The sequence below is a fragment of the Streptomyces sp. Mut1 genome (assembly GCF_030719295.1).
Taxonomy (GTDB): domain Bacteria; phylum Actinomycetota; class Actinomycetes; order Streptomycetales; family Streptomycetaceae; genus Streptomyces; species Streptomyces castrisilvae.
The window spans coordinates 5,531,820-5,555,735 of the sequence record NZ_CP120997.1; the positions used below are offsets into that span (position 1 = coordinate 5,531,820).

The 23,916-nt window shown below is 71.5% G+C and carries 23 protein-coding genes; 13 read left to right on the plus strand and 10 right to left on the minus strand.

Annotation, left to right across the window (positions count from 1 at the left end):
• Positions 1 to 149: 149 nt before the first annotated feature.
• Positions 150 to 809, plus strand: a complete 660-nt coding sequence (locus P8A18_RS24210) for a response regulator transcription factor (RefSeq protein ID WP_306057566.1) — start codon at positions 150 to 152, stop codon at positions 807 to 809.
• The gene (locus P8A18_RS24215) at positions 806 to 2,269 is read left to right on the plus strand and encodes a sensor histidine kinase (RefSeq protein WP_306057567.1); all 1,464 of its coding nucleotides are present in this window, start codon (positions 806 to 808) and stop codon (positions 2,267 to 2,269) included. Before P8A18_RS24210 ends, P8A18_RS24215 begins: the two co-directional genes overlap by 4 nt.
• A gap of 230 nt (positions 2,270 to 2,499) precedes the next feature.
• Here the strand turns inward: P8A18_RS24215 and P8A18_RS24220 are convergent, their stop codons facing one another.
• From P8A18_RS24220 to P8A18_RS24235, 4 genes are all read right to left on the minus strand, one after another.
• The gene (locus P8A18_RS24220) at positions 2,500 to 2,970 is read right to left on the minus strand and encodes a MarR family winged helix-turn-helix transcriptional regulator (RefSeq protein ID WP_306057569.1); all 471 of its coding nucleotides are present in this window, start codon (positions 2,968 to 2,970) and stop codon (positions 2,500 to 2,502) included.
• Between the two features lie 170 nt (positions 2,971 to 3,140).
• Positions 3,141 to 3,848 carry an AIM24 family protein gene (locus P8A18_RS24225; protein WP_306057570.1) on the minus strand — a complete coding sequence of 236 codons (708 nt, stop codon included), beginning with the start codon at positions 3,846 to 3,848 and terminating at the stop codon, positions 3,141 to 3,143.
• Entirely contained in the window at positions 3,845 to 4,495 is a 651-nt protein-coding gene (locus P8A18_RS24230; protein ID WP_306057572.1) for an AIM24 family protein, read from the minus strand. Before P8A18_RS24230 ends, P8A18_RS24225 begins: the two co-directional genes overlap by 4 nt.
• A complete protein-coding gene (locus P8A18_RS24235) occupies positions 4,495 to 5,127 on the minus strand; it encodes an AIM24 family protein (RefSeq protein WP_018550080.1) in 633 nt (210 codons plus the stop codon). The genes P8A18_RS24230 and P8A18_RS24235 overlap by 1 nt, the downstream gene beginning before the upstream one ends.
• 259 nt (positions 5,128 to 5,386) lie before the next feature.
• Here P8A18_RS24235 and P8A18_RS24240 point away from each other — a divergent pair, with 259 nt between their 5' ends.
• Positions 5,387 to 5,737, plus strand: a complete 351-nt coding sequence (locus P8A18_RS24240) for a DUF3817 domain-containing protein (protein WP_018550081.1) — start codon at positions 5,387 to 5,389, stop codon at positions 5,735 to 5,737.
• Positions 5,734 to 6,027 carry an MTH1187 family thiamine-binding protein gene (locus P8A18_RS24245; protein WP_014048385.1) on the plus strand — a complete coding sequence of 98 codons (294 nt, stop codon included), beginning with the start codon at positions 5,734 to 5,736 and terminating at the stop codon, positions 6,025 to 6,027. Before P8A18_RS24240 ends, P8A18_RS24245 begins: the two co-directional genes overlap by 4 nt.
• Positions 6,028 to 6,083: 56 nt before the next feature.
• Here the strand turns inward: P8A18_RS24245 and P8A18_RS24250 are convergent, their stop codons facing one another.
• Positions 6,084 to 7,067 carry an ArsR/SmtB family transcription factor gene (locus tag P8A18_RS24250; protein ID WP_306057578.1) on the minus strand — a complete coding sequence of 328 codons (984 nt, stop codon included), beginning with the start codon at positions 7,065 to 7,067 and terminating at the stop codon, positions 6,084 to 6,086.
• 72 nt (positions 7,068 to 7,139) lie between these two features.
• Between P8A18_RS24250 and P8A18_RS24255 the strand changes: the two genes are divergently transcribed.
• The 4 genes from P8A18_RS24255 (at position 7,140) to icmA (ending at position 11,398) form a co-directional block, all read left to right on the plus strand.
• Positions 7,140 to 8,705, plus strand: a complete 1,566-nt coding sequence (locus P8A18_RS24255; RefSeq protein WP_306057580.1) for an MFS transporter — start codon at positions 7,140 to 7,142, stop codon at positions 8,703 to 8,705.
• 10 nt (positions 8,706 to 8,715) lie between these two features.
• Entirely contained in the window at positions 8,716 to 9,225 is a 510-nt protein-coding gene (locus P8A18_RS24260) for a MarR family winged helix-turn-helix transcriptional regulator (RefSeq protein WP_026249319.1), read from the plus strand.
• Between the two features lie 54 nt (positions 9,226 to 9,279).
• On the plus strand, positions 9,280 to 9,615 hold the full coding sequence (locus P8A18_RS24265) for a DUF3817 domain-containing protein (protein WP_306057582.1): 336 nt from the start codon (positions 9,280 to 9,282) through the stop codon (positions 9,613 to 9,615).
• Between the two features lie 82 nt (positions 9,616 to 9,697).
• The gene (gene icmA, locus P8A18_RS24270; protein ID WP_018550086.1) at positions 9,698 to 11,398 is read left to right on the plus strand and encodes a coenzyme B12-dependent isobutyryl-CoA mutase large subunit; all 1,701 of its coding nucleotides are present in this window, start codon (positions 9,698 to 9,700) and stop codon (positions 11,396 to 11,398) included.
• A 23-nt stretch (positions 11,399 to 11,421) separates the two neighbouring features.
• Here icmA and P8A18_RS24275 read toward each other — a convergent pair whose 3' ends face one another.
• A complete protein-coding gene (locus P8A18_RS24275; RefSeq protein WP_306057585.1) occupies positions 11,422 to 12,051 on the minus strand; it encodes a TetR/AcrR family transcriptional regulator in 630 nt (209 codons plus the stop codon).
• A 316-nt stretch (positions 12,052 to 12,367) separates the two neighbouring features.
• On the opposite strand from P8A18_RS24275, the gene P8A18_RS24280 reads away from it, so the two are divergent.
• The 4 genes from P8A18_RS24280 to P8A18_RS24295 all read left to right on the plus strand — a co-directional run bounded on the left by P8A18_RS24280 (position 12,368) and on the right by P8A18_RS24295 (position 16,630).
• Positions 12,368 to 13,348 (plus strand): tetratricopeptide repeat protein, encoded by a 981-nt coding sequence (locus P8A18_RS24280; RefSeq protein ID WP_306057587.1) that lies wholly within the window; start codon positions 12,368 to 12,370, stop codon positions 13,346 to 13,348.
• A gap of 677 nt (positions 13,349 to 14,025) precedes the next feature.
• On the plus strand, positions 14,026 to 14,628 hold the full coding sequence (locus P8A18_RS24285) for a DUF6230 family protein (protein ID WP_306061113.1): 603 nt from the start codon (positions 14,026 to 14,028) through the stop codon (positions 14,626 to 14,628).
• Positions 14,629 to 14,724: 96 nt separating this feature from the next.
• Positions 14,725 to 15,303, plus strand: a complete 579-nt coding sequence (locus tag P8A18_RS24290) for a DUF6114 domain-containing protein (RefSeq protein WP_306057589.1) — start codon at positions 14,725 to 14,727, stop codon at positions 15,301 to 15,303.
• Positions 15,293 to 16,630, plus strand: coding sequence for a hypothetical protein (locus P8A18_RS24295; RefSeq protein WP_306057590.1), 1,338 nt, complete (start codon positions 15,293 to 15,295; stop codon positions 16,628 to 16,630). Before P8A18_RS24290 ends, P8A18_RS24295 begins: the two co-directional genes overlap by 11 nt.
• A 78-nt stretch (positions 16,631 to 16,708) precedes the next feature.
• Here P8A18_RS24295 and pyk read toward each other — a convergent pair whose 3' ends face one another.
• The 3 genes from pyk to pta all read right to left on the minus strand — a co-directional run bounded on the left by pyk (position 16,709) and on the right by pta (position 21,587).
• Entirely contained in the window at positions 16,709 to 18,139 is a 1,431-nt protein-coding gene (pyk, locus tag P8A18_RS24300) for a pyruvate kinase (RefSeq protein ID WP_306057592.1), read from the minus strand.
• Positions 18,140 to 18,213: 74 nt separating this feature from the next.
• Entirely contained in the window at positions 18,214 to 19,455 is a 1,242-nt protein-coding gene (locus P8A18_RS24305; protein ID WP_306057594.1) for an acetate kinase, read from the minus strand.
• A 5-nt stretch (positions 19,456 to 19,460) separates the two neighbouring features.
• Positions 19,461 to 21,587: a phosphate acetyltransferase gene (gene pta, locus P8A18_RS24310; RefSeq protein ID WP_306057596.1), complete on the minus strand. Its 2,127-nt coding sequence runs from the start codon at positions 21,585 to 21,587 to the stop codon at positions 19,461 to 19,463.
• 262 nt (positions 21,588 to 21,849) lie between these two features.
• Here pta and P8A18_RS24315 point away from each other — a divergent pair, with 262 nt between their 5' ends.
• Complete coding sequence (locus P8A18_RS24315; protein WP_306057598.1) at positions 21,850 to 22,875, plus strand: ATP-dependent 6-phosphofructokinase; 1,026 nt, start codon at positions 21,850 to 21,852, stop codon at positions 22,873 to 22,875.
• 114 nt (positions 22,876 to 22,989) lie between these two features.
• On the opposite strand, the gene P8A18_RS24320 is transcribed toward P8A18_RS24315, so the two are convergent.
• Positions 22,990 to 23,619, minus strand: a complete 630-nt coding sequence (locus tag P8A18_RS24320; RefSeq protein WP_306061115.1) for a helix-turn-helix domain-containing protein — start codon at positions 23,617 to 23,619, stop codon at positions 22,990 to 22,992.
• Between the last annotated feature and the right edge of the window lie 297 nt (positions 23,620 to 23,916).

A 23,916-nucleotide genomic window follows, 5' to 3' on the forward strand; every position in this document is an offset into this window, starting at 1 on the left:
GGGTTCCTCCCGCATCGGATGTCGCTGGTCGGACGATGTCGCCGGCCGGATTCCTCCGGTGCGACGCGGTCCACACTGCCGGGGCGATGCTGAACGCAGCCTGAAGCCACCTGAAGCCGTCTTCAGCTTCGGTTTGCGACGCTGTGCACATGCGCCTGTTGATCGTGGAGGACGAGAAGCGGCTGGCGATCTCCCTGGCCCGGGGGCTCACCGCCGAGGGGTTCGCCGTGGATGCCGTGCACGACGGGGCCGAGGGCCTGCACCGGGCCCTGGATGGCGCCTACGACCTCGTGATCCTCGACATCATGCTGCCCGGGATGAACGGCTACCGGGTGTGCGCCGCCCTGCGCGCCGCCGGTCACGAGGTGCCCGTCCTGATGCTGACCGCGAAGGACGGCGAGTACGACGAGGCGGAGGGGCTCGACACGGGCGCCGACGACTACCTGACCAAGCCGTTCAGCTACGTGGTGCTGGTCGCCCGGGTCCGCGCCCTGCTGCGCCGCCGGGGCGGCTCCGCGTCGCCGGTGATCACCGTCGGCGCCCTGCGGATGCACACCGCGGCCCGCCGCGTGCACCTCGGCGACGACGAGATCACCCTGACCGCCAAGGAGTTCGCCGTGCTCGAACAGCTCGCGCTGCGGGCCGGGAACGTGGTGAGCAAGGCGGAGATCCTGGAGCACGTCTGGGACTTCGCCTACGACGGCGACCCCAACATCGTCGAGGTGTACGTGAGCACCCTGCGCCGCAAGCTCGGCGCCGCCGCCATCCGCACGGTGCGCGGCGCCGGTTACCGGCTGGAGGCGCTGTGAGATCCGTACGGGCCAGGGCCGCGCTCGGCGCCACCGTCGTCGTCGCCCTCGCGCTGGGCGCCGCCGGGCTCGCCGTCCTGCTCGTCCTGCGCGCCAACCTCACCGACCAGGCGGGCCTCCAGGCCGAGGTCGTCGCCCGCGAGGTCGCCGGGCAGCTGGCCCTCGACGTGCCGTACGACAAGCTGGAGACGGGCGACGAGGAGGAGCACCCGGTCCAGGTGACCGACGAGGACGGGCGCGTGGTGGCCGTCTCCGAGGACCTGGAGGCGATCTCCGGCACCGGCACCGACCGGGTCACCCCGCAGCGCCTGCCCGCTCCTTCGGCCGCCGGGGACGAGGACGATGACCGGGACGACGGTGACGACCGCGACGACGACCGCGACGACGATGACGACCCGGGCCGGGGCGAGGTCTCCACGGACGAGCCGGACTTCAGCAACGGCACCGCGACCGTGGACGGCGACCGCGCCGACTACCGGTTCGCCTCGGTCGAGGCGACGGACTCGGCGGGCCGCACCCTGACCGTCCACGCGGGCGCCCCGCTCGCCGCCGAGCAGCGGGCCATGCGCAGCGTGCGCTCCGCGATGCTGGCCGGGCTGCCCGTCGTGCTCCTCGTGGTCGCCGCGGTGACCTGGCTGGTGACCCGGCGGGCGCTGCGCCCCGTCGAGGGCATCCGCCGCGAGATGGCCGCGATCACCGCGTCGAAGGACCTGGGCAGAAGGGTCCCGGAGCCGGACTCCCGCGACGAGATCGCCCGCCTGGCCCGGACCACCAATGAGACGCTCACCGCGCTCGAAGCCTCCGTCGACCGCCAGCGGCGCTTCGTCGCCGACGCCTCGCACGAGCTGCGCAGCCCGATCGCCTCGCTGCGCACCCAGCTGGAGGTGGCCGCCGCCCATCCCGGACTGCTGGACCTGCCGGGCGCGGTCGCCGACACCGTACGGCTCCAGACGCTCGCCGCCGACCTGCTGCTGCTGGCCAGGCTCGACGCGGGGGAGGGGCCGGCGCGGACCCGGCTGGACCTCGGGGCCCTGATCCGCGAGGAGGTGTCCCAGCGCGGCGGCGACCGCGTCCCCGTCACGGTGGCCGTGCCGGAGTCCGGCGGTCCGGAGGTGACGGGTTCGCGCGGTCAACTGGCCCGCGTCGTCGGCAACCTCCTGGACAACGCCCAGCGCCACGCGGACCGTTCGGTGACCGTCGGCGTGCACCGGGAGGGCGGCGGCGTGGTCGTCGCGGTCACCGACGACGGTGCGGGGGTGCCGGATGCGGAACGCGAGCGCGTCTTCGAACGGTTCGTACGCCTCGACGACGCCCGCACCCGCGACGAGGGAGGCGCGGGCCTGGGCCTCGCCATCGCCCGCGACGTGGCCGCCCGCCACGGCGGCCGGCTCACCGTCACCGATGCCCCGGAGGGCGGCGCCCGCTTCGAACTGTGGCTGCCGGGCACGGGATCGGGCTGACATCGGTGAAGTCGTGGGCCGCCCGCGCCGGCTGACGCGTGCGGCCCGCCGGGCGCTAGGGCCTGTCTTCACACTGCCGTCGTTGCCCGAAGGGCGGCCGGGCGGCGTCAGGTGTGTGCTCTCGGTGTGCCGGCCCCAGGCCCCTGTACTGGACGTACCGGGGGCTGGGGCCGGTGCGGCGAGAGTGCGTGCATGGCGTCGCCCGGCAGACGGCAGTTTGAAGACAGGTCCTAGCCCCGCTGTCCCCGCAGGTGCTCGGCGACCGGGGCCAGGGCCGCGTGCAGCTCGGCCAGGGCGTCCGGGGTGAGCAGGTCCATGAAGTGTTTGCGGACCGAGGCGACGTGGTGGGGGGCCACCTTCCGCATCGTCTCCGCGCCCTCGTCGGTGAGCACCGCGAACAGGCCGCGGCGGTCCGACTCGCAGTGCTCCCGGCGGACCAGGCCCGCGCTCTCCATGCGGGTGATCTGATGCGAGAGCCGGCTCTTGGACTGGAGGGTGGCGCCCGCGAGGTCGCTCATCCGCATCCGCCGGTCCGGCGACTCCGAGAGGTTCACGAGGATCTCGTAGTCGTTGTTGGTCAGGCCGAACGGCTGGAGGTCCTTCTCCAGCTGGTGCATCAGCAGCCTGCTGACGTCCAGGTGGGTGCGCCAGGCGCACTGCTCGGCGTCGCTCAGCCAGCGGGTGGCCGTCTCGGTCTCCATGTATGGATTCTACCTAAGAAGTTGAAAGCCGGACGAAGTGTGGGGGTGTGACACCCGGCACGGCATGGGCCGCGCCGGGGCGCAGACGTTCGATGTCACACTCCGCAGACTACCGTTCACCAAACGAAGCGACGCCGGAGGTCCCGGGCCGCGGGGTCCACGGGCGAGGATCAGTGTTGACCCCCGCCGCCCGGCACCCCGGGCTGCGGCGGCACCGCCCCCACCGGCTGATCCGCCATCAGTGCCTCCGACGACTGGAGCAGCACCGTACCCGCGCCCACGAACTCGAACTGGTGCTCCTCGCCGGACGCCCCGCCGATCCCCGTGAGCGCGCGCAGCCCCCCTATGACACCGGTCATGTAGCCGTGGTCGTAGTGGTGGCACGGCGAGGGGCAGTCCGCCCAGCCCACCAGCGCCTGCGGGTCGACCCGCAGCGGCGGCTCCATGAAGACCACCGGACCGTTGGAGGCGGCGACGAACTTCCCCGTACCGATCAGCGTCAGGAACCCCGGCACGATCGACTGCTTCAGCGCCAGCGACGGCTGGTAGGCCAGCAGGTTGCCGGAGCGGATCGTCAGGTTCCCGTCCTCCAGGTCGTAGGAGTTCACATCGAACGCCCGGTCCGCGAGCAGCATCTTGCCGCTGCCCTCGGCCACCACCCAGTCGCTCGCGTGCAGCGGCGAGTGGAAGCTCGACCGGACCAGCCGCTCGAAGCGGCCGTGCCCGATGCCGTCGAAGCCGATCTGCCCGTAGTAGGCGATCATCTTGCCCTTCTGGAGGAACCACTGGCTCCCCTTGAGCTCCACGCAGAAGGTGTACGAGTTGACGTTGTCGTCCGACGGCAGCGTCATCGGGTCGAAGACCACGGGGCCGTTCACAGCTTCTCCTCCGACGCCTGGACGTACACCGCACCATTGCCGCTCAGCTCCAGCTGGAACCCCTCGCCCGAGCCGCGCCCCACCATCTCGCGCCAGCCGATCGCGGTCGAGAGCTTGTTGCGCACCTCGCCGTGGTGGGCGACGTACGCCTGCGGGTCCACGTGCACGTCACGCCCCGGGGCGATCGGCAGCTCGATGACCCCGCCGTGCGCCATCACCGCCACCGCGCCGTGCCCGGTGAGCGTCGTGGTGAACAGGCCCTGTCCGGTCACCTGCCCGCGCACCATGCCCATCACCCCGCCCTGCGAGCCCATGAACATCGTGCCCTGCTGGAGCGTCCCGTCGAAGGCGAGCAGCCGGTCCGCCTCCACGTACAGCGTGTCCCCGGACAGGTTGATCACCTGGATGTGATGGCCGCCGTGGCCGAACATCACCGTGCCGTTCCCCTCGACCGTCATCAGCGGGGTCGCCTCGTTCGCCATCCGGCGGCCGATCATCGACATCATCCCGCCCTGGCCGCCCTGGATGTTCGGCGTGAACGCCACCTCGCCGCGGTAGGCGAGCATCGCCCCGCGCTGGCTGAACATCTTCTGGCCGGGGACCACCGTCGCCTCGACCATCTTCGAGTTGATCTCACGGAACGGCATCAGACGTTGCCCCCGATCGTGTTCCGCTCGCTGGGCTGCACGTAGACGAGTCCCTCGCCCTCGAAACGGATCTGGAACGACTCGCCCGAGCCCTCGCCCATGAACGTCCGGAAGTTCACCCCGGACTGGAAGTGCTGCTGGAGATTGCCCTGGTGGGCGATGTAGGCGCCCGGGTCGACGAACAGCGGGTACTGGGCGGAGACCCGCAGCACCACGGCCGTTCCGTCCGACATGATCGCCGCCTGCCCGGTGCCCTCGACGGTGGTGGTGAACAGGCCGTTGCCCGTCGCGCCGCCGCGCAGCCCGGTGAACGTGGTGCCCGTGCGCAGCCCCGCGTCGGTGCAGAGCAGATTGCTCGCCTCGACGTACAGCTTGTCGCCGTGCAGCGAGACGAGGTTGATCTCGCTCGCGCGGTCCGCGAAGTAGCAGGTGCCCTTCCCGGACACCTGCATCACCGCCATCGATTCGCCGGCCAGTCTGCGCGTCACCATCCCGCGCAGCCCCTCACCGCCGCCCGTCATCTTCTTGAACGACATCTGGCCCTCGTAAGCGACCATGGAGCCGTTCTTCGCCTTGACGGCGTCGCCGTTCAGATCGACGGCGAGCGTCTTGCTCTCCTGGAGCCGGAACATTGCCACCCGGCGAAAATAGCGGCACGCACTGCCGGCGGAACAGGGGCAGTGGTGCGCCGGACCGTCCCGGACCGCCCCTGATACGCATCCGGTACGGGACCCGGACGCAATCGGGACGTACTTCTTACGGGGGACGGGTTCCGCGCTCTCCCGGGTGCGGCCGCCCCCGCCGCCGGGCGGTCCGGGCCGCGATGTCACAATGGTGCCGCTTGTGCGTGCGTTCACAAGCCGTCACGACCCTCCCACCGAAGGTGCCCCCGTGGACATCAAGACCGCTACCGCCCTGCACCGGCTGCGCCTCATCTCGATTCCCGAGGCGCTGTCCTTCCCCGCGCTGATCCTCTTCGGCTCGGTGCTGAGCCGGATCTCCGACATCGACTTCCTGATGATGCCGCTCGGCATGCTGCACGGCGTGCTCTTCGTGATCTACGTCGTGGCCCTGCTGGACGTCTGGGCGAAGACCAAGTGGCCGCTCAAGCGGGTCGCCTTCTTCTTCCTGCTCTGCGTGCTGCCCTTCGGTGGCCTCTACGGCGACAAGGTGCTCAAGCGTTACGAGGCCGACAGCGTCATCGCCGCCCGCGCCCGCCGGGAAGGCACGGTCAGCGCATGATCGTCGCCTTCTCCGTCAGCCCGCTCGGCGTCGGCGAGGACGTCGGTGAGTACGTCGCCGACGCCGTCCGGGTCGTCCGCGAGTCCGGGCTGCCCAACCGCACGGACGCGATGTTCACCTCCGTCGAGGGGGAGTGGGACGAAGTCATGGACGTCGTCAAGCGGGCGGTCGCGGCCGTCGAGGCGCGTGCCGGACGGGTCTCCCTCGTCCTGAAGGCGGACATCCGCCCCGGCGTCACCGACGGCCTGACCTCCAAGGTCGAGACGGTCGAGCGCTACCTCGCGGACTGACCTCGTACACCCGTACGCGGAGCCCCCGCTGCCCGAGCACGGCGCGGGGGCTCTCGTCATTCCGGCACAGCCAGCGCGATCCCCAGCGGCGTCCGTTCGTACAGCACCTGGTGGCCGTAACGGCGCGACGTCAGCAGTCCGGCCGCCCGCAGCACCGACAGGTGCTCCGACACGGAGGACGGGGCGAGCCCGAGCCGGTGGGCGAGCGCCGTGGTGCCCGCCGGCTCGTCCAGCGCGCACAGGACGTCGGCCCGGACCCGGCCGAGCAGCCGGGCGAGCGCGTCCGGGGTGCTGTCGGCGGGCTCCGTCCACAGCCCGCCGATGCCGCGGGCCGGGTAGATCACCGCGGGCAGCCAGGGTGGCTCGAACCCGCCGACCACGTCCGGCCAGGCGAAGACGGACGGCATGAGCACGAGACCCTGTCCGCCGAGCACCCGGGCGTGCCGGCCGGACGTGCGGGCGATGGTGAGGGTCGAGTCCGCCCAGCTCAGCTGCGGACTCAGCTCGCCCAGCAGCCGTTCGAAGCCGACCGCCGCCAGCCGCCGTGAGTGGTAGGCCACATCGGCCTCCAGGAGGGCGCGCAGCCGGGGCCAGTGCGGCTCGATCAGCACCCGCCAGGCCAGCTCCAGCAGATCGGCCAGCTCCCGCACGGCCCGCGCGGGATCGGCCAGCAGCGCGCGCCCGGCGGCGGAGTCCGACGCCCCGGGCCGCCCGGAGAGCGCCGCGGCCATGTCCTGCCGCGCCAGCGCCGGGTCGACCGCCCGCACCCCCGCGATCTCCTCCTCGAACGAGGTGAGGGGCCCCAGCGGTGGCGGGCAGAAGAAGTCGGGGCTGTGACCGCGCTCGTTCATCAGCAGCCACAGGGGCCCGAGACCGAGACCGGCGGCCGCGTCCCGGATCCTGCGCAGCCACGGCAGGTGATAGCCCTGCCGCTCCGGCGAGGCCAGCACCCGTACGGCGGCCTGGGTCTCCCCGAGCGGGGAGAGCGCGAACCGGCAGCGCAGCAGATCGCTCTCGTCGAAGTGCAGATGGAAGGGCATCCGGGCCTCGGGAAGATTCGGGTGGAGCCGAAAGTCTACGGACCCGGACAGGGGCTGCCGCACGCTGCGTCCATGCCGAGAGACACCGAGCCCCCGACGGGCCGCGCCCGCGACGCGACGGACACCCCTGGCGACCGGACCCCGCGCGGGCCCACGCCGCCCACCGCGCGTACCACGAGCCCCGCCGCGGGACCGGCCGCTCTCCCGGCCCCGCCCCCGGAGCGCGACGGTCCCCCCGACCCGAGCGGACCGCCCGCGCTCCGGGCGCCGACGAAGGGCGCGCCCACCGGGGGCGCGCCGGCCGAAGACACGCCGGCCGGGGGTGCGCCCACCGGGGGCGCGCCTGCCGGGGGTGCGCCCGCTAGGGGCGTGCCCCCAGGCGGCTACCGGGCCGTCTTCGCCGTACGCGAGTTCCGGGCCGTCTTCGCCGCGCACCTGCTCTCGCTGCTCGGAGTGGTCGTCAGCGAACTCGCGCTCACCGTCCTCGTGTACGACCTCACCGCGTCGCCCCTGCTCAGCGCCCTCACCTTCGCGCTCGGGATGCTGCCCTACCTCGTCGGCGGCACCCTCTTCGCCGGGATCGCCGACCGCTACCCCGCGCGCCGCGTCCTGGTCACCTGCGACCTGATCTGCGCCGGCTGCGTCGCCGTGATGGTGCTGCCGGGCACCCCGGTCGCCGGACTGCTCGTGCTGCGCTGTCTCGTCGCCGCCGTCTCGCCCGTCTTCACCGGGACCAGGATGGCCGCGCTCACCGACATCCTGGGCGAGGGCGACCTGTTCGTCCTGGGACGCTCACTGCTGCGGATCATCTCGCAGAGCGCCCTGCTCGCCGGCTTCGGCGTGGGCGGGCTGCTGCTCGCGGTGGTCTCCCCGCGCGGTGCGATCACGATCACCGTCGCCACCTTCCTGTGCTCGGCCGCCCTGCTGCGCCTAGGCACCCGCGCCCGGCCCGCCCGCGCCACGGCCGGCGGCGGCGGCACCCTGCCGGCGGAGTCGGTCGCCGGGGCCCGGCTGGTGCTGGGCGACCGCCGGATCAGGGCGCTGATGCTGCTGTTCTGGCTGCCCCCGGTGTTCGTCGTCGCGCCGGAGGCGCTGGCCGCCCCGTACGCCGACGAGATCGGTGTGGGCAGCGCCGCGCTCGGGCTGCTGATGTGCGCGATGCCGGTCGGCTCCATCGCCGCCGAGCTGTACGTGGGCGCAGCACTGAGCCCCCGTATCCGCTCGCTGGTCGTCCTGCCGCTCGCCGCGGCCGGGCTGCTGCCCCTCGTGCTGTACGGCCTGCGGCCCGGGGTCGCCCTGGCCGCCGTCGCGCTGGTGCTGGCCGGTGCGGGATCGGCGTACGTCATCGGCCTCGACCAGTGGTTCGTCGCGGCCGTGCCCGACGAGCTGCGCGGCCGGGCCATGACCCTGCTCACGGCCGGACTGATGACGCTCCAGGGCGTCGGCATGGCCCTGGCCGGCCTGGCAGCCGAGTTCTTCCCCGTCCACCGGGTGGTCGCCGGGGCCGGGGTCGTGGGCACCCTGTGTCTGCTGCTGCTCGTCGCCGAGGTCCGCAGGACGGCGCCCGCGTCCGTACCCGCTTACCGGATTCGGACCGAAGTGCGAGACGGGGAGGACCGGCAAGTTCCCCATGGGTAAGGTCGTGGCCGTGCCGAAGCCGCTCAGTCTCCCCTTCGATCCCATCGCCCGCGCCGACGAGCTCTGGCAGCAGCGCTGGGGCCCGGTCCCTTCCATGGGGGCGATCACCTCGATCATGCGGGCGCAGCAGATCCTGCTCGCCGAGGTCGACGCCGTCGTCAAGCCGTACGGGCTGACGTTCGCGCGGTACGAGGCGCTGGTGCTGCTCACCTTCTCCAAGGCCGGCGAGCTGCCGATGTCCAAGATCGGCGAGCGGCTGATGGTGCACCCGACCTCGGTGACGAACACGGTGGACCGGCTGGTGCGTTCCGGCCTGGTCGACAAGCGCCCGAACCCCAACGACGGCCGCGGCACGCTCGCCTCCATCACCGACAAGGGCCGCGAAGTGGTCGAGTCGGCCACCCGCGACCTGGTCGCGATGGAGTTCGGACTCGGGGTGTACGACGCCGAGGAGTGCGCCGAGATCTTCGCGCTGTTGCGGCCCCTGCGCATCGCCGCGCAGGACTTCGAGGAGATGTAGGGGGGTCCGAGCCCGCTGCAAGATCGCGCCGGACGTCCGGTTACGCTCGATGGCATGAAACGCAGTGTGCTGACCCGTTATCGGGTGATGGCTTACGTCACCGCCGTCATGTTGCTGATCCTCTGCCTCTGCATGATCTTCAAGTACGGCTTCGACAAGGGTGAGGGACTGACGCTCGTCGTCTCCCAGATCCACGGCGTGCTGTACATCATCTACCTGATCTTCGCCTTCGACCTGGGCTCCAAGGCGAAGTGGCCGATCGGCAAGCTGCTGTGGGTGCTGATCTCCGGCACGATCCCGACGGCCGCGTTCTTCGTGGAGCGCAAGGTCGTCCGCGAGGTCGAGCCGCTGGTCGCGGACGGGACGCCCGCGGCCCCCGCGAGCGTCTGACCGCCCGGTCCGAACCGCCCCGCGCGAAGCGCCGGGCGGTTTGTCATCGACATTTACTAGGACGTCCTAGTAAATTGGTGGCATGGACGCTCACGAGATCGAGGAAGGCCGCCGCCGCTGGCAGGCCCGTTACGACAAGGCCCGCAAGCGTGACGCGGACTTCACCACGCTCTCCGGAGACCCGGTCGAGCCCGTCTACGGGCCCCGCCCCGGGGACGCGTACGAGGGCTTCGAGCGGATCGGCTGGCCCGGTGAGTACCCCTACACCCGGGGGCTCCACCCGACCGGCTACCGGGGCCGCACCTGGACCATCCGCCAGTTCGCCGGCTTCGGCAACGCCGAGCAGACCAACGAGCGCTACAAGATGATCCTGGCCGCCGGGGGCGGCGGGCTGAGCGTGGCCTTCGACATGCCGACCCTGATGGGCCGCGACTCCGACGACCCGCGCGCGCTCGGCGAGGTCGGCCACTGCGGGGTGGCCATCGACTCCGCCGCCGACATGGAGGTCCTCTTCAAGGACATCCCGCTCGGCGACGTCACCACGTCGATGACGATCAGCGGTCCGGCCGTGCCGGTTTTCTGCATGTACCTGGTCGCCGCCGAACGCCAGGGCGTCGACCCGGCCGTCCTGAACGGCACGCTCCAGACGGACATCTTCAAGGAGTACATCGCGCAGAAGGAGTGGCTCTTCCAGCCCGAGCCCCATCTGCGCCTCATCGGCGACCTGATGGAGCACTGCGCGAGCTCCATCCCCGCCTACAAGCCGCTCTCCGTCTCCGGCTACCACATCCGCGAGGCCGGGGCGACGGCCGCGCAGGAGCTGGCGTACACCCTCGCCGACGGCTTCGGCTACGTCGAGCTCGGCCTCTCGCGCGGCCTCGACGTCGACGCCTTCGCGTCCGGCCTGTCCTTCTTCTTCGACGCCCACCTCGACTTCTTCGAGGAGATCGCCAAGTTCCGCGCCGCCCGCCGGATCTGGGCCCGCTGGATGAAGGAGACGTACGGCGCGAAGACCGACAAGGCGCAGTGGCTGCGCTTCCACACCCAGACCGCCGGTGTCTCGCTCACCGCGCAGCAGCCGTACAACAACGTCGTACGGACCGCGGTCGAGGCCCTGTCCGCCGTTCTCGGCGGCACCAACTCGCTGCACACCAACGCCCTCGACGAGACCCTCGCGCTCCCCTCCGAGCAGGCCGCCGAGATCGCGCTGCGCACCCAGCAGGTGCTGATGGAGGAGACCGGCGTCGCCAACGTGGCCGACCCGCTGGGCGGTTCCTGGTACGTGGAGCAGCTCACCGACCGCATCGAGGCCGACGCCGAGAAGATCTTCGAGCAGATCAAGGAGCGCGGCACCCGCGCCCACCCCGACGGGCAGCACCCGGTGGGGCCGATGACCTCCGGCATCCTGCGCGGCATCGAGGACGGCTGGTTCACCGGCGAGATCGCCGAGTCCGCCTTCCGCTACCAGCAGGCCCTGGAGAAGGGCGACAAGCGGGTCGTCGGCGTCAACGTCGCGCACGGCTCGGTCACCGGCGACCTGGAGATCCTGCGGGTCAGCCACGAGGTCGAGCGCGAGCAGGTCCGCGAGCTGGCCGCCCGCAAGGCGGGCCGCGACGACGCCGGGGTCCGCGCCGCGCTGGACGCGATGCTGGCCGCAGCCCGCGACGGCTCCAACATGATCGCGCCGATGCTCGACGCGGTGCGCGCCGAGGCCAGCCTCGGCGAGATCTGCGGGGTCCTGCGCGACGAGTGGGGCGTCTACACGGAGCCGCCGGGCTTCTGACGTACGTACGCGCGGCCCCGCCGCTATTCGGCGGCGGCCGCGCCCACGCCCGCGAGCAGCAGCAGTGTGAAGCGCCGGGCCCAGTCGGCGTCGACGGGCTCGGCGCTCACCAGCGTCCGGTGCACGACCGCGCCGGCGATCACATCGAAGATCAGGTCGGCGGTCAGCGCCGCGGTGGCCTCGTCCGCTTCGACGGGCAGCTCACCGCGCTCCTGCGCCCGCCGCCGGCCCTGGAGCACGAGGCGCTTCTGCCGGTTCACGATGGAGTCGCGGATACGGGTGCGCAGCGCCTCGTCGCGGGTCGACTCCGCGACCACCGCCATCAGCGCGGTCCGCGTCTCCGGCCGGTCCAGCAGCGCCGCGAACTGGAGCACCACCGCCTCCACATCGGCGGCCAGGCTGCCCAGGTCCGGCATCTCCAGCTCGTCGAAGAGGACCGCGACCGCGTCCACGACCAGCTCGTTCTTGCCCGCCCAGCGCCGGTAGAGGGTCGTCTTGGCGACCCCGGCCCGCGCCGCCACGTCGCCCATCGTCAGCTTCGACCAGCCGAGGTCCACCAGCGAGGCTCTGGTCGCCTCAAGGATCGCCTCGTCGGCGGCGGCGCTGCGCGGACGTCCCGATCGTGCGGGTTTGGGGTGGCTGCGGCTGAGCATGCCGTGACCATACCCGCCAGTAGGTATGCCCGGCCGGTCCCTCAACCCGTGAGACAGATCACCGGACACTCCTGTGCGCGAGGGGCCCCGGCCAGTTACGCTACGGGTCGTAGCGTAAGGATGACGGCCTGGGCCGGCATCGCGTTACGACGAACGACAGCCACAGGCGCCGGGTGGGGACCGGGTGCCGAACCGGGTCTTCAGGGGCCCAGTGGCCGTGTCTGTCCGTGCGCCTCGCACACCGGCGAGGGCTGCGGACGGGCGCGGTTCACGTATCGCTTTCCGGAACAGTGCGCCGAGGGGGGAGGATGTACGTATGCAGCCCAGAAACATGTCCATGAGCGGCGTCGTCGACCTCGCCGCGGTGAAGGCGGCCGGTGAGGCCAAGGTGAAGGCGGAGCAGGCCCGCGCCGAGTCCGCCCGGCAGGGCGGCCCCGCGGCCGTGCCCGCCTCGTCCCTCGTGATCGACGTCGATGAGGCCGGCTTCGAGAGCGACGTCCTCCAGCGCTCCGCCGAAGTGCCCGTCGTCATCGACTTCTGGGCCGAGTGGTGCGAGCCGTGCAAGCAATTGGGCCCGCTCCTGGAGCGCCTGGCCCACGAGTACAACGGCCGTTTCCTGCTGGCCAAGGTCGACGTCGACGCCAACCAGATGCTGATGCAGCAGTTCGGCATCCAGGGCATTCCCGCCGTCTTCGCGGTCGTCGCCGGACAGGCGCTGCCGCTCTTCCAGGGCGCGGCCCCCGAGGCCCAGATCCGCCAGACCCTGGACCAGCTGATCCAGGTCGGCGAGGAGCGCTTCGGGATCACCGGCATCGCGGTCGACCCCTCGGCGGCCGGCGCCGAGGCCCAGGCCCAGGCCCCCGCTCCGGTGCCCCCGGGGCCCTACGACAGCCTTCTGGAGGCGGCCGCGCGGGCGCTGGACGCCAATGACTTCCCCGGTGCGGTCCAGGCGTACAAGAACGTCCTGTCCGACGACCCGGCCAACACCGAGGCCAAGCTCGGCCTCGCCCAGGCCGAACTGCTGGCCCGGGTCCAGAAGACGGACCCGCAGCAGGTCCGCAAGGACGCCGCCGAGAAGCCGGCCGACGTGGACGCGCAGCTGGCGGCGGCCGACCTCGACCTCGTCGGCGGCCATGTCGAGGACGCCTTCGGCCGGCTCGTGGAGACGGTGCGCCGCACGTTCGGCGACGACCGCGACCGGGTACGGCTGCGGCTGCTCGATCTCTTCGAGGTGATCGGCCCGGAGGACCCGAGGGTCGGTGCCGCGCGCACCGCGCTCGCGCGCGTCCTGTTCTGAGCCGATTGTTCCGACCCGATTGTTCTGAACTGACAACACGGCCGCGACTGCCCCCGGGCGTCGCGGCCGTTTTCGCGATCAGGCGATAAGAGTGGGCTCCGCTTTACCAAATCTTGATAAAAGCGCGCCCTGTTACCCACAGTAAATCGATCTTTGTGAACTGTCCCGTTTCGCTCATTCTTCCTCCCTTTCGTCCGTCACTGCGGGGCAACCCTGTGTGGCCACCCGGTGTCGCGATGTCGTGGCCCGGTTATCGGGCCGTTACTAGCGAGTAACGAACCCCCTTGTGCCACGGGCGGGAATGGACCACGATCGGCCACGCTCGGTCCAATGACGCCAGTCCGGCAGCCAGTCGGTGCGGCGGCTCCGTTGGGTCCCCGCCGGGCGGGCCGGCGGCAGTGGCGCCGGCTCCGGACAGGGGGGTTCCTGCCGACCGGCAGGGCCTGTCCGATGAGGTCGCGCGAACGCGTGGCCAGTGGTTGTCGCTCGGGGGTGATCGCCGGTGATACGGACGCTTTACAGGCCTCTGTACGCGGGCGCTCTCTTTCCGAGGACGTAGCACTTCTCCCATCCCAGGTCGGGCAGGATGCCAGACCGGAGATGTACGTCCGAGAAGGAGGAAAAGTATGAGTTCCCAGGTTCGCGGTGGCACGAGATGGAAGCGTTTCGCTGTCGTCATGGTGCCGAGCGTCATAGCCACCGCCGCCGTCGGCGTCGGTCTGGCCCAGGGCGCGCTCGCCGCGTCCTTCAGCGTGTCGGGGCAGGAGTTCAAGGTCACGGCCGATGAACTGAACGGCGAGAACTTCGTCCAGTACGGCAGCATCGCGACCGAGGACGGCGCGGACCCCACGAAGAGCGGCAAGGCGCACGCCGTGGCCGTCTCGGGGTTCAGCCACGCCACCATCACCAACATGTGCCAGTCGGTCGTCACGCCCAACCTGCCGTTCGGTCTCGGCAGTGTGACGCTGAGGCTCAAGGCAGGCGACCCGAAGGACACCGACAAGAAGGTCGACGCCACCGGCCTGTACCTCGACGTCTCGGAGCTCAAGGGCGACGCCGAGTTCAGCAACATCGACATCGGTGTGCGCACGGGCGATCTGAAGAACCCGGGCGTCCAGCCCGACGCCGGGAAGTACGTCAACCCGAACGGGTTCTCGCAGCGGGCCGAGAGGGCCAAGCTGACGGGCGTGCAGCAGAAGGCGTGGGCCACCACGGCGGGCACGTTCAAGCTGCCGGGTCTGCACCTGTCGCTGGCCAAGGGCGTCAAGGAGTGCTACTAGGGCACTCGCCCGGGCGGTCGGGGGCGCACAGCGGGTCCCCGGCCGCCCACCCTTCTCCTTCTCACAGCAGTACCGGTTCCCAGGGAGCTGTTTTCCATGAGCCCCGAATCCCAAGGGCAGAACGAGCACTACCTCTCCGTCGCCCGGCGAGGCTTCCGCACCTGGCGGGGTGACCGGCCGTTCTGGGCCGGACTGTTCACCATGCTGGGCGGCTTGCCCATCATGTACTTCCCGTACGCGAACATGCACCTCGGCAACGTGACGCTGGCGATGTCCACCACGGCCGGCGCCGGTTCGCTGATCATCGGTGTCCTGCTCGTCACGCTGGGCCTGACGATGTGGTTCCACAGCATCGTCCGCGTGTTCTCCGGTGTCGCGGCGATTCTGCTGGCCCTCATCTCCATACCCGTCGCCAACATCGGCGGCTTCCTGATCGGCTTCATCTTCGCCCTGCTCGGCGGCGCGCTCTCCGTGTCGTGGGCCCCGGGCGAGCCGCAGGCGGAGGAGCCCGCGCCGGTCGCGGCCGCTCCCGCCGAGGAGGCCCCGGAGACCGTCTCGTTCGCGAAGGGCGAGCCGCTTCCCGAGGGTGCGCTCCACGGTGCGGGCGTCCCCGAGCAGCAGGCCGCCTACGACACCACGGTCGAGGCCGACGGCGGGAGGCATCGTGCGGGGTGACGACAAGCAGGTGAACGCCGCGGACGAGAGCGGGTTCCAGGAACGCCGGGGGCCGCGCCACGCAGCCCCGAAGAAGTCGCTGCTGACGAAGCTGCACATGCCCTCGGGCAAGAAGGCGTTCGCGCTCGCCGCGATGCCGACAGCGGTGTTCGTCGGCATGGGGCTCACCCCGAGGCTGGCGATGGCCGACGACAGCGCGGACATCCCCTTCGCGCCGGGCCCGTGTGTGACCCGCTCCGACGAGCCGAGCGAGTCGGCCGACCCGACGCCCTCCGCGTCGAAGACGCCGTCCCCGTCGGCGAGCGAGAGCGGAAAGCCGACGCCGGGCACGAGCGGCGAGGCGACCCCGAAGCCGACCGCCACGGGCTCCCCGTCCGATGCGGCGTCCGACCCGGCCAAGGACTCGGCCGACAGCGCCGACTCCGCCGACACGGCGAAGAAGAGCACCGACGCCGCCCCGGCCGAGACCCCCGCCGCCACGCCCTCGCCCACCAAGTCGACCAACCCGCTCGACCCGCTGGGCCTCGGCGACGCGCTCAAGAAGCTCTTCGAGGGCCCGGACAAGGAGACGGCGAGCCCGTCCACGAGCGCCACCGCCGAGTCCCCGAAGCCGTCGGCGTCCGCCACGGCGGAGGACAAGGCGCCGGAGAAGTCCACCGAGAAGGCCACGGACGCGGCGAAGGACACGGCGAAGGACACGGCCGACAAGACCACCGAAGCCATCCGCGAGGCGGCCGGCAAGGCGGGCAAGACGGTCGAGGAGCTGGACGAGGACGTCAAGGGCACCGACGCCAAGAAGGACGAGGACATCCCGGACGGCGCCAAGCAGCCGTTCCCTTGCCCGACCGCGGACCCGCAGGCCCTGGCCGACGCGAAGGCGGAGCCCGGCATCCCGCTGCTGCCCAGCGACCCGTGGATCCTGGAGAGCTCGATGCTCACCCTGAACGGGCTCGACTACAAGGGCATCGTCGAGGTGAAGAAGGGCGACGGCAGCACGAAGAAGGTGCTGAAGTTCACCGCGTCCTCGATCGACATCAAGGACCTGCACCAGCTGACGGTCGGCCCGATGCCGGGCACCACCGGCCATGTGCAGGCGCGGAAGGGCTCCACCTCCACGATCCGCAACGGCACGGTGACGATGTACACGGAGGAGCTGAAGGGCAACCTCTTCGGCCTCATCCCGATCACCTTCAGCCCGGAGACCCCGCCCCCGCTGAACGTCCCGTTCGCCTTCTTCACCAAGGTGAAGGTGACCCAGGCGGGCCAGTTCGGCGGCACGCTGACGATCCCGGGCCTGCACAACTACTTCACGGAGGGCACCGGCTGACGCCGTAGTGCTCCGCACAACGGCGACGGGCCGCACCCCTCGGGGCGCGGCCCGTCGCCGTACGCGGTGCGGGTGCGGTCAGCCCTGGTCCTGGCCGCCCACGTGGTGGACGCGGACCATGTTGGTGGTGCCGGGGACGCCGGGGGGCGAGCCGGCCGTGATGACCATGGTGTCGCCGGCGTTGTAGCGGTTGAGCTTCAGCAGCTCCGAGTCGACCAGGTCCACCATCGCGTCCGTGTTGTCCACGTGCGGGACGACGTGGGCCTCGACGCCCCAGCTGAGGGCCAGCTGGTTGCGCGTGGCCTCGTCCGTGGTGAAGGCCAGGATCGGCTGGGCGGCGCGGTAGCGGGAGAGGCGGCGGGCGGTGTCACCGGACTTGGTGAACGCGACCAGGGCCTCGCCGCCCAGGAAGTCCGCGATCTCGCAGGCCGCGCGGGCCACCGAACCGCCCTGGGTGCGGGGCTTCTTGCCCGGGACCAGCGGCTGGAGGCCCTTGGCGAGCAGCTCCTCCTCGGCGGCGACGACGATCTTCGACATCGTCTTGACCGTCTCGATCGGGTACGCGCCGACCGAGGACTCCGCGGAGAGCATGACCGCGTCCGCGCCGTCCAGGATCGCGTTGGCGACGTCGGACGCCTCGGCACGGGTCGGCCGGGAGTTGGTGATCATCGACTCCATCATCTGGGTCGCCACGATCACCGGCTTGGCGTTGCGCCGGCACAGCTCCACCAGGCGCTTCTGCACCATCGGGACCCGCTCCAGGGGATATTCGACGGCGAGGTCGCCGCGGGCGACCATCACACCGTCGAACGCCATGACGACGCCCTCCATGTGCTCGACGGCCTGCGGCTTCTCCACCTTGGCGATGACGGGGACCCGGCGGCCCTCCTCGTCCATCACCTTGTGGACGTCCTTGACGTCGTCGGCGTCCCGGACGAAGGAGAGCGCGACCATGTCGGCGCCCATCTTCAGCGCGAAGCGGAGGTCCTCGACGTCCTTCTCCGACAGGGCCGGGACGTTGACCGCGGCGCCCGGCAGGTTGATCCCCTTGTGGTCGGAGATCACCCCGCCCTCGATGACGATGGTGTGGACCCGGGGGCCCTCGACGGAGACGACCTTGAGCTCGACGTTGCCGTCGTTGATCAGGATCGGGTCGCCCTTGGTCACGTCGCCGGGCAGGCCCTTGTAGGTCGTGCCGCAGATCGACTTGTCGCCGGGCACGTCCTCGGCGGTGATGACGAACTCGTCCCCGCGGACCAGTTCGACCGGACCCTCGGCGAACTTCGCCAGACGGATCTTCGGGCCCTGGAGGTCGGCGAGCACGCCGACCGCCCGCCCGGTCTCGGCGGCGGCCTTGCGGACCCGGTCGTAACGACCCTGGTGTTCCGTGTGGGAGCCGTGACTGAAGTTGAAGCGGGCCACGCTCATGCCGGCCTCGATCAGAGCGACGAGCTGCTCATGGGAGTCGACGGCGGGGCCGAGGGTGCAGACGATTTTGGAACGGCGCATGAGGCGGATCCTATCGGTTTGTTTCGCTGCGGAATATTCCGGCTGGTGGAAGATACAAAGGGGCGCGGGGGCGCTCAGTTGTCGACCAGTGCGAAGGTCTGGTTGGCGATCTCCAGCTCTTCGTCCGTCGGCACCACGGCGACCGCGACCCGTGCGTAATCCGGCGAGATCAGCCGCGGCACCCCGGACCGTACGGCGTTCAGATCCGCGTCCACCACCAGGCCGAACTCCTCCAGACCGGCCATCGCAGCTTCCCGTACCGGGCCCGAGTTCTCCCCGACCCCCGCCGTGAACACCACCGCGTCCACCCGGCCGAGGACCGCCGAATAGGCGCCGATGTACTTCTTCAGACGGTGGATGTAGATGTCGAAGGCGAGCGTGGCCCGCTCGTCGCCCTCGTCGACCCGGCGCCGGATCTCCCGCATGTCGTTGTCGCCGCACAGCCCCACCAGGCCGCTCTTCTTGTTGAGCAGGACATCGATCTCGTCCGCCGACATTCCCGCCACCCGCTTGAGGTGGAAGGTGACGGCCGGGTCGATGTCTCCCGAACGCGTACCCATCACCAGCCCCTCCAAGGGGGTCAGCCCCATCGACGTCTCCACGCACCGCCCGCCCGCGACCGCCGACGCGGACGCCCCGTTGCCCAGGTGCAGCACGATGACGTTGACCTCCGCCGGCTCCTTGCCCAGCAGCGCCGCCGCCTTGCGGGAGACGTACGCGTGCGAGGTGCCGTGGAAGCCGTAGCGCCGGATGCGGTGCGCGTCGGCCGTCTCCACGTCGATCGCGTACCGCGCCGCGTACTCCGGCATCGTCGCGTGGAACGCCGTGTCGAACACCGCCACCTGCGGCAGGTCCGGGCGCAGTGCCCGTGCGGTACGGATGCCGGTGATGTTGGCCGGGTTGTGCAGGGGAGCCACCGGGACCAGGCGTTCGATCTCCTTGAGCACCTCGTCGGTGATCACGGTCGGCTCGGTGAACCGCAGCCCGCCGTGCACCACCCGGTGGCCGATCGCCGCCAGGTCGGGGGAGTCCAGGCCGAGCCCGTCGGCCGCCAGCTCCTCGGCCGCCGCCCTGAGCGCCTCGTCGTGGTCCGCGATCCGGCCCTCGCGCTCCCGGACCGCGCCCGCGCCGGGCGGCGGGGTGTGGACGAGCCGGGAGGTCTCCTCGCCGATCCGCTCGACGAGCCCGGAGGCGAGCCGGGAGCGGTCGCTCATGTCGAGCAGCTGGTACTTCACGGAGGAGGAGCCGGAGTTGAGCACGAGCACCCGGCTCGGGCTCCCGGCCGCCGCCGTGCCTTCGGTGTTCGGGGTGGTCATGCGGGTCACTCCTCGCCCTGCGCCTGGATCGCCGTAATGGCCACGGTATTGACGATGTCCTGGACGAGCGCGCCCCGGGACAGGTCGTTGACGGGCTTGCGCAGCCCCTGGAGCACCGGGCCGACCGCCACGGCGCCCGCCGAGCGCTGCACGGCCTTGTAGGTGTTGTTGCCGGTGTTCAGGTCCGGGAAGATCAGGACCGTCGCCTGGCCCGCGACCTTCGACCCGGGCAGCTTGGTCGCGGCCACGCTCGGCTCGACCGCCGCGTCGTACTGGATGGGGCCCTCGATGCTCAGGTCGGGCCTGCTCGCGCGCACCCGGTCCGTCGCCTCCCGCACCTTGTCGACGTCGGCGCCGCTGCCCGAGGTCCCCGTCGAGTACGACAGCATCGCGATCCGGGGCTCCACGCCGAAGCGGGCCGCGGTCGCCGCGGACTGGATGGCGATGTCCGCGAGCTGCTCGGCGTCCGGGTCCGGGTTGACCGCGCAGTCCCCGTACACCAGCACCTTGTCGGCGAGGCACATGAAGAAGACCGAGGAGACGATCGAGGCGTCTGGCTTCGCCCTCCCGTCGCCCGCCGCCGCCCTGCCTGACGAGCTGCGCTCGGCCCCCTTTGTTCTGATGATCTCGAAGGCGGGGCGGATCGTCGCCGCCGTGGAGTGCACGGCCCCGGAGACCATGCCGTCGGCCAGGCCCTCCTGGACCATCAGGGTGCCGAAGTAGTTGACGTCCGAGACGACGTCGTACGCCAGCTCGACCGTCACCCCCCGGTGGGCGCGCAGCTGCGCGTACCGCTCCGCGAACGTCTGGCGCAGCTCCGAGGTCTGCGGGTCGATGAGCTGGGTGGCCGCCAGGTCGATGCCGAGGTCCGCGGCCTTCTTGCGGATGACGTCGGGGTCGCCGAGCAGGGTGAGGTCGCAGACGTCCCGCCGCATCAGGACGTCGGCCGCCCGCAGCACGCGCTCCTCGGTGCCCTCCGGCAGCACCACCCGGCGGCGGTCCGCGCGGGCCTGCTCCAGCAGCTCGTGCTCGAACATCATCGGCGTGACCCGGCCGCTGCGGGCGACCGAGACCCGGTCGAGGAGGGCGCCGGTGTCCACATGGCGCTCGAAGAGGCCGAGCGCGGTCTCCGCCTTGCGCGGGGTCGCCGCGTTGAGCTTGCCCTCCAGGGCGAAGAGTTCCCCGGCGGTGGGGAAGGAGCCGCCGGCCACCGAGACGACCGGGGTGCCCGGTGCGAGCCGTGCGGCCAGCGTGAGTATCTCCTCGCCGGGCCGTTCGTCCAGCGTCAGCAGCACGCCCGCTATGGGCGGCGTCCCGGCGCTGTGCGCGGCGAGCGAGCCGACCACCAGGTCCGAACGGTCCCCGGGCGTGACCACCAGGCACCCCGGGGTCAGCGCCTTCAGCAGGTTCGGCAGCATCGCGCCGCCGAAGACGAAGTCCAGCGCGTCCCTGGCCAGCCCCGCGTCGTCGCCCAGCAGCACGGTGCCGTCCAGCGCCGCGGTGATCTGGGCGACCGTCGGCGCCGCGAGGGCCGGCTCGTCCGGCAGCACCGAGCAGGGCACCGGCAGGGTGGCGGCGAGCCGTTCCGCGACGGCCTCGCGGTCGTCCGGGGCGACCCGGTTCACGATCATCGCGAGGACGTCGCAGCCGAGCCCCGAGTACGCGCGGTAGGCGTTGCGGGTCTCGGCGCGCACCGACTCCGCGTTCTGGTCCTTGCCGCCGACCACCGCGATCACCGAGGCGCCGAACTCGTTGGCCAGGCGGGCGTTGAGCGCCAGCTCGTCCGGGAGCTGGGTGGCGGCGAAGTCGGTGCCGAGGACGAGCACCACCTCGTAGTCGACGGCCACCCGGTGGAAGCGCTCCACGAGCCGGGAGACCAGCTCGTCGGTACCCTGCTCCGCCTGGATCGCGGACGCCTCGTGGTAGTCCATCCCGTAGACGGTGGCCGGGTCCTGGGACAGCCGGTAGCGGGCCCGCAGCAGCTCGAACAGCCGGTCGGGGTCGTCGTGGACCAGGGGCCTGAAGACCCCGACCCGGTCCACCTGACGCGTCAGGAGCTCCATCACGCCCAGATCGACCACCTGGCGGCCGTCTCCCCGGTCGATCCCGGTCACGTACACGCTGCGCGTCACGCGTGCTCTCCCGTCATCTCTGTCCGGTACCTTGCCCGGTTCGGGTGGTATCGCCCGTTTGACGATACCTGCGGGGGCCGAGTGGCCGCCCGCCGGACGCCTGCCCCGTCCGCGCCCCCGCAGGCGGCCCCGGAACGGCCGGGAGCGCGAGGTGTGCGCCGGGCGTGGGACACTCGTCGTGACTCACGGTACGGGGGAGGCGGAAGAAGCCCCCGCCCCGCATGCCGACGGACGGACCCCAGCGAGCAGGAGATACAGCAGGATGCGCATCGGAGTTCTCACCGCAGGCGGCGACTGCCCAGGCCTGAACGCAGTGATCCGCTCGGTCGTGCACCGCGCCGTGGTGGGCCACGGCGACGAGGTCATCGGATTCGAGGACGGCTTCAAGGGCCTCCTCGACGGGCACTTCCGCCCCCTCGATCTCAACGCGGTCAGCGGCATCCTGGCCCGGGGCGGCACGATCCTCGGCTCGGCCCGCCTGGAGCGCGACCGGCTGCGCGAAGCGGCCGAGAACTGCGCCGAGCTGAGCCGGCGCTACGAGATGGACGCGCTGATCCCGATCGGCGGCGAGGGCACGCTCACCGCCGCCCGGATGCTCTCGGACGCCGGGATGCCCGTCGTCGGTGTCCCCAAGACCATCGACAACGACATCTCCTCCACCGACCGCACGTTCGGCTTCGACACCGCGGTGGGCGTCGCCACCGAGGCCATAGACCGTCTGAAGACCACCGCCGAGTCCCACCAGCGCGTGATGGTGGTCGAGGTGATGGGCCGCCACGCGGGCTGGATCGCGCTGGAGTCCGGCATGGCCGGCGGCGCGCACGGGATCTGCCTGCCGGAGCGGAAGTTCGAGGTCGACGACCTCGTCAAGATGGTCGAGGAGCGCTTCGCGCGCGGCAAGAGGTTCGCGGTCATCTGCGTCGCCGAGGGCGCGCACCCGGCCGAGGGCTCCATGCCGTACGCCAAGGGCGAGATCGACCAGTACGGGCACGAGCGCTTCCAGGGCATCGGCAACCGCCTGGCCGTCGAGCTGGAGAAGCGGCTCGGCAAGGAGGCCCGGCCGGTCATTCTCGGCCATGTCCAGCGCGGTGGCACGCCGACCGCGTACGACCGGGTGCTCGCCACCCGTTTCGGCTGGCACGCGGTGGAGGCGGCGCACCGCGGCGACTTCGGCCGGATGACCGCCCTGCGCGGCAACGAGATCAGGATGGTGCCGCTCGCCGAGGCGGTCACGCAGCTCAAGACGGTCCCCCTGGACCGGATGCACGAGGCCGAGTCGGTCTTCTGACCGCGCCGGATTCTCAGGAAGGGGCCCGCGACGCGGGCCCCTTTTCCGCTGGGTGCCGCCGGGCGTCAGGTCCCGCCGGGCGTCGCGGGCCGGCGAAGGTCCGCCGGACAGGCCCTAATCCCGCGGGTCGGCCGCTTCCCAGAACCTGGGCACGATCCGGGCCAGGAACGCCCGGCCCGCCTCACCCGTGCCGCCCGCCCGGTCCGTGCCGGTGCTGTTCCAGCTGAGCGTGGACGCCATGAGCGCCTGGTAGTCGCCGTGCAGCTGTTCCAGCGCCTCCTGGAGGCGGCCCCGGTCCAGCGGCACCAGCTTGGTCACCGGCCGGATGTACGCCTGCCAGCGCGTCGTCACCGCGCTGCGCAGCAGCCCGGCCAGCTCCTCGTCGCGCCCGGTCGCCGTCACGAAGTCGGCGGGCGTCAGCCCCAGGGTCTTACTGAGCGCGGCGGACTGGCGCTCGTTGCCCCGCCACCGCCCCGACTCCTCCATCCGCAGATACGCGGAGGTGGCCATCCCCACCTCGGCGGCCAGCTCGTCCGGCGCCAGGTCCCGGGAGACCCGGTGCTCGCGGAGGCTGCGCGCGGCGGTCAGCAGCTCGCCCGGGGCGCACCACAGCACCCCGGCGAGCGCGGTGAGCTCGTATTCGGTGGGGAGGGCGAGTCCCCGCTCCCATGCGGCCACCGTCTCGGCGGTGATCCGTAGTCCGTACTGAGCGCCGAGGCCGTAGGCGACATGACCGGGAGCCATTCCCAGGGCCTCGCGAAGTCTTCGGGCGGCGGGGGCGTTGAAAGGTGGAGTGGGGTGCACGGCCCCACCGTAGGAGGCCGGAGCCGGTCTGACTACGGTGTTTCCGTCCGGAATTGAGGCTTGTAGGAAGCTCCCAGGGCCTGTATGGGGCCGGCCGGACGCCCTTCTGACGGAAACGGGCAGCCGCCCCGGGGCCCGGCGGGGCACTGCCGACCGTCGCGGGCGCCGTTCGGGCGCGGTCCCGGCCTCATTCGGGCAGCGGTCCGGACGGGGGCAACCGGCCCACGCGGACTGACC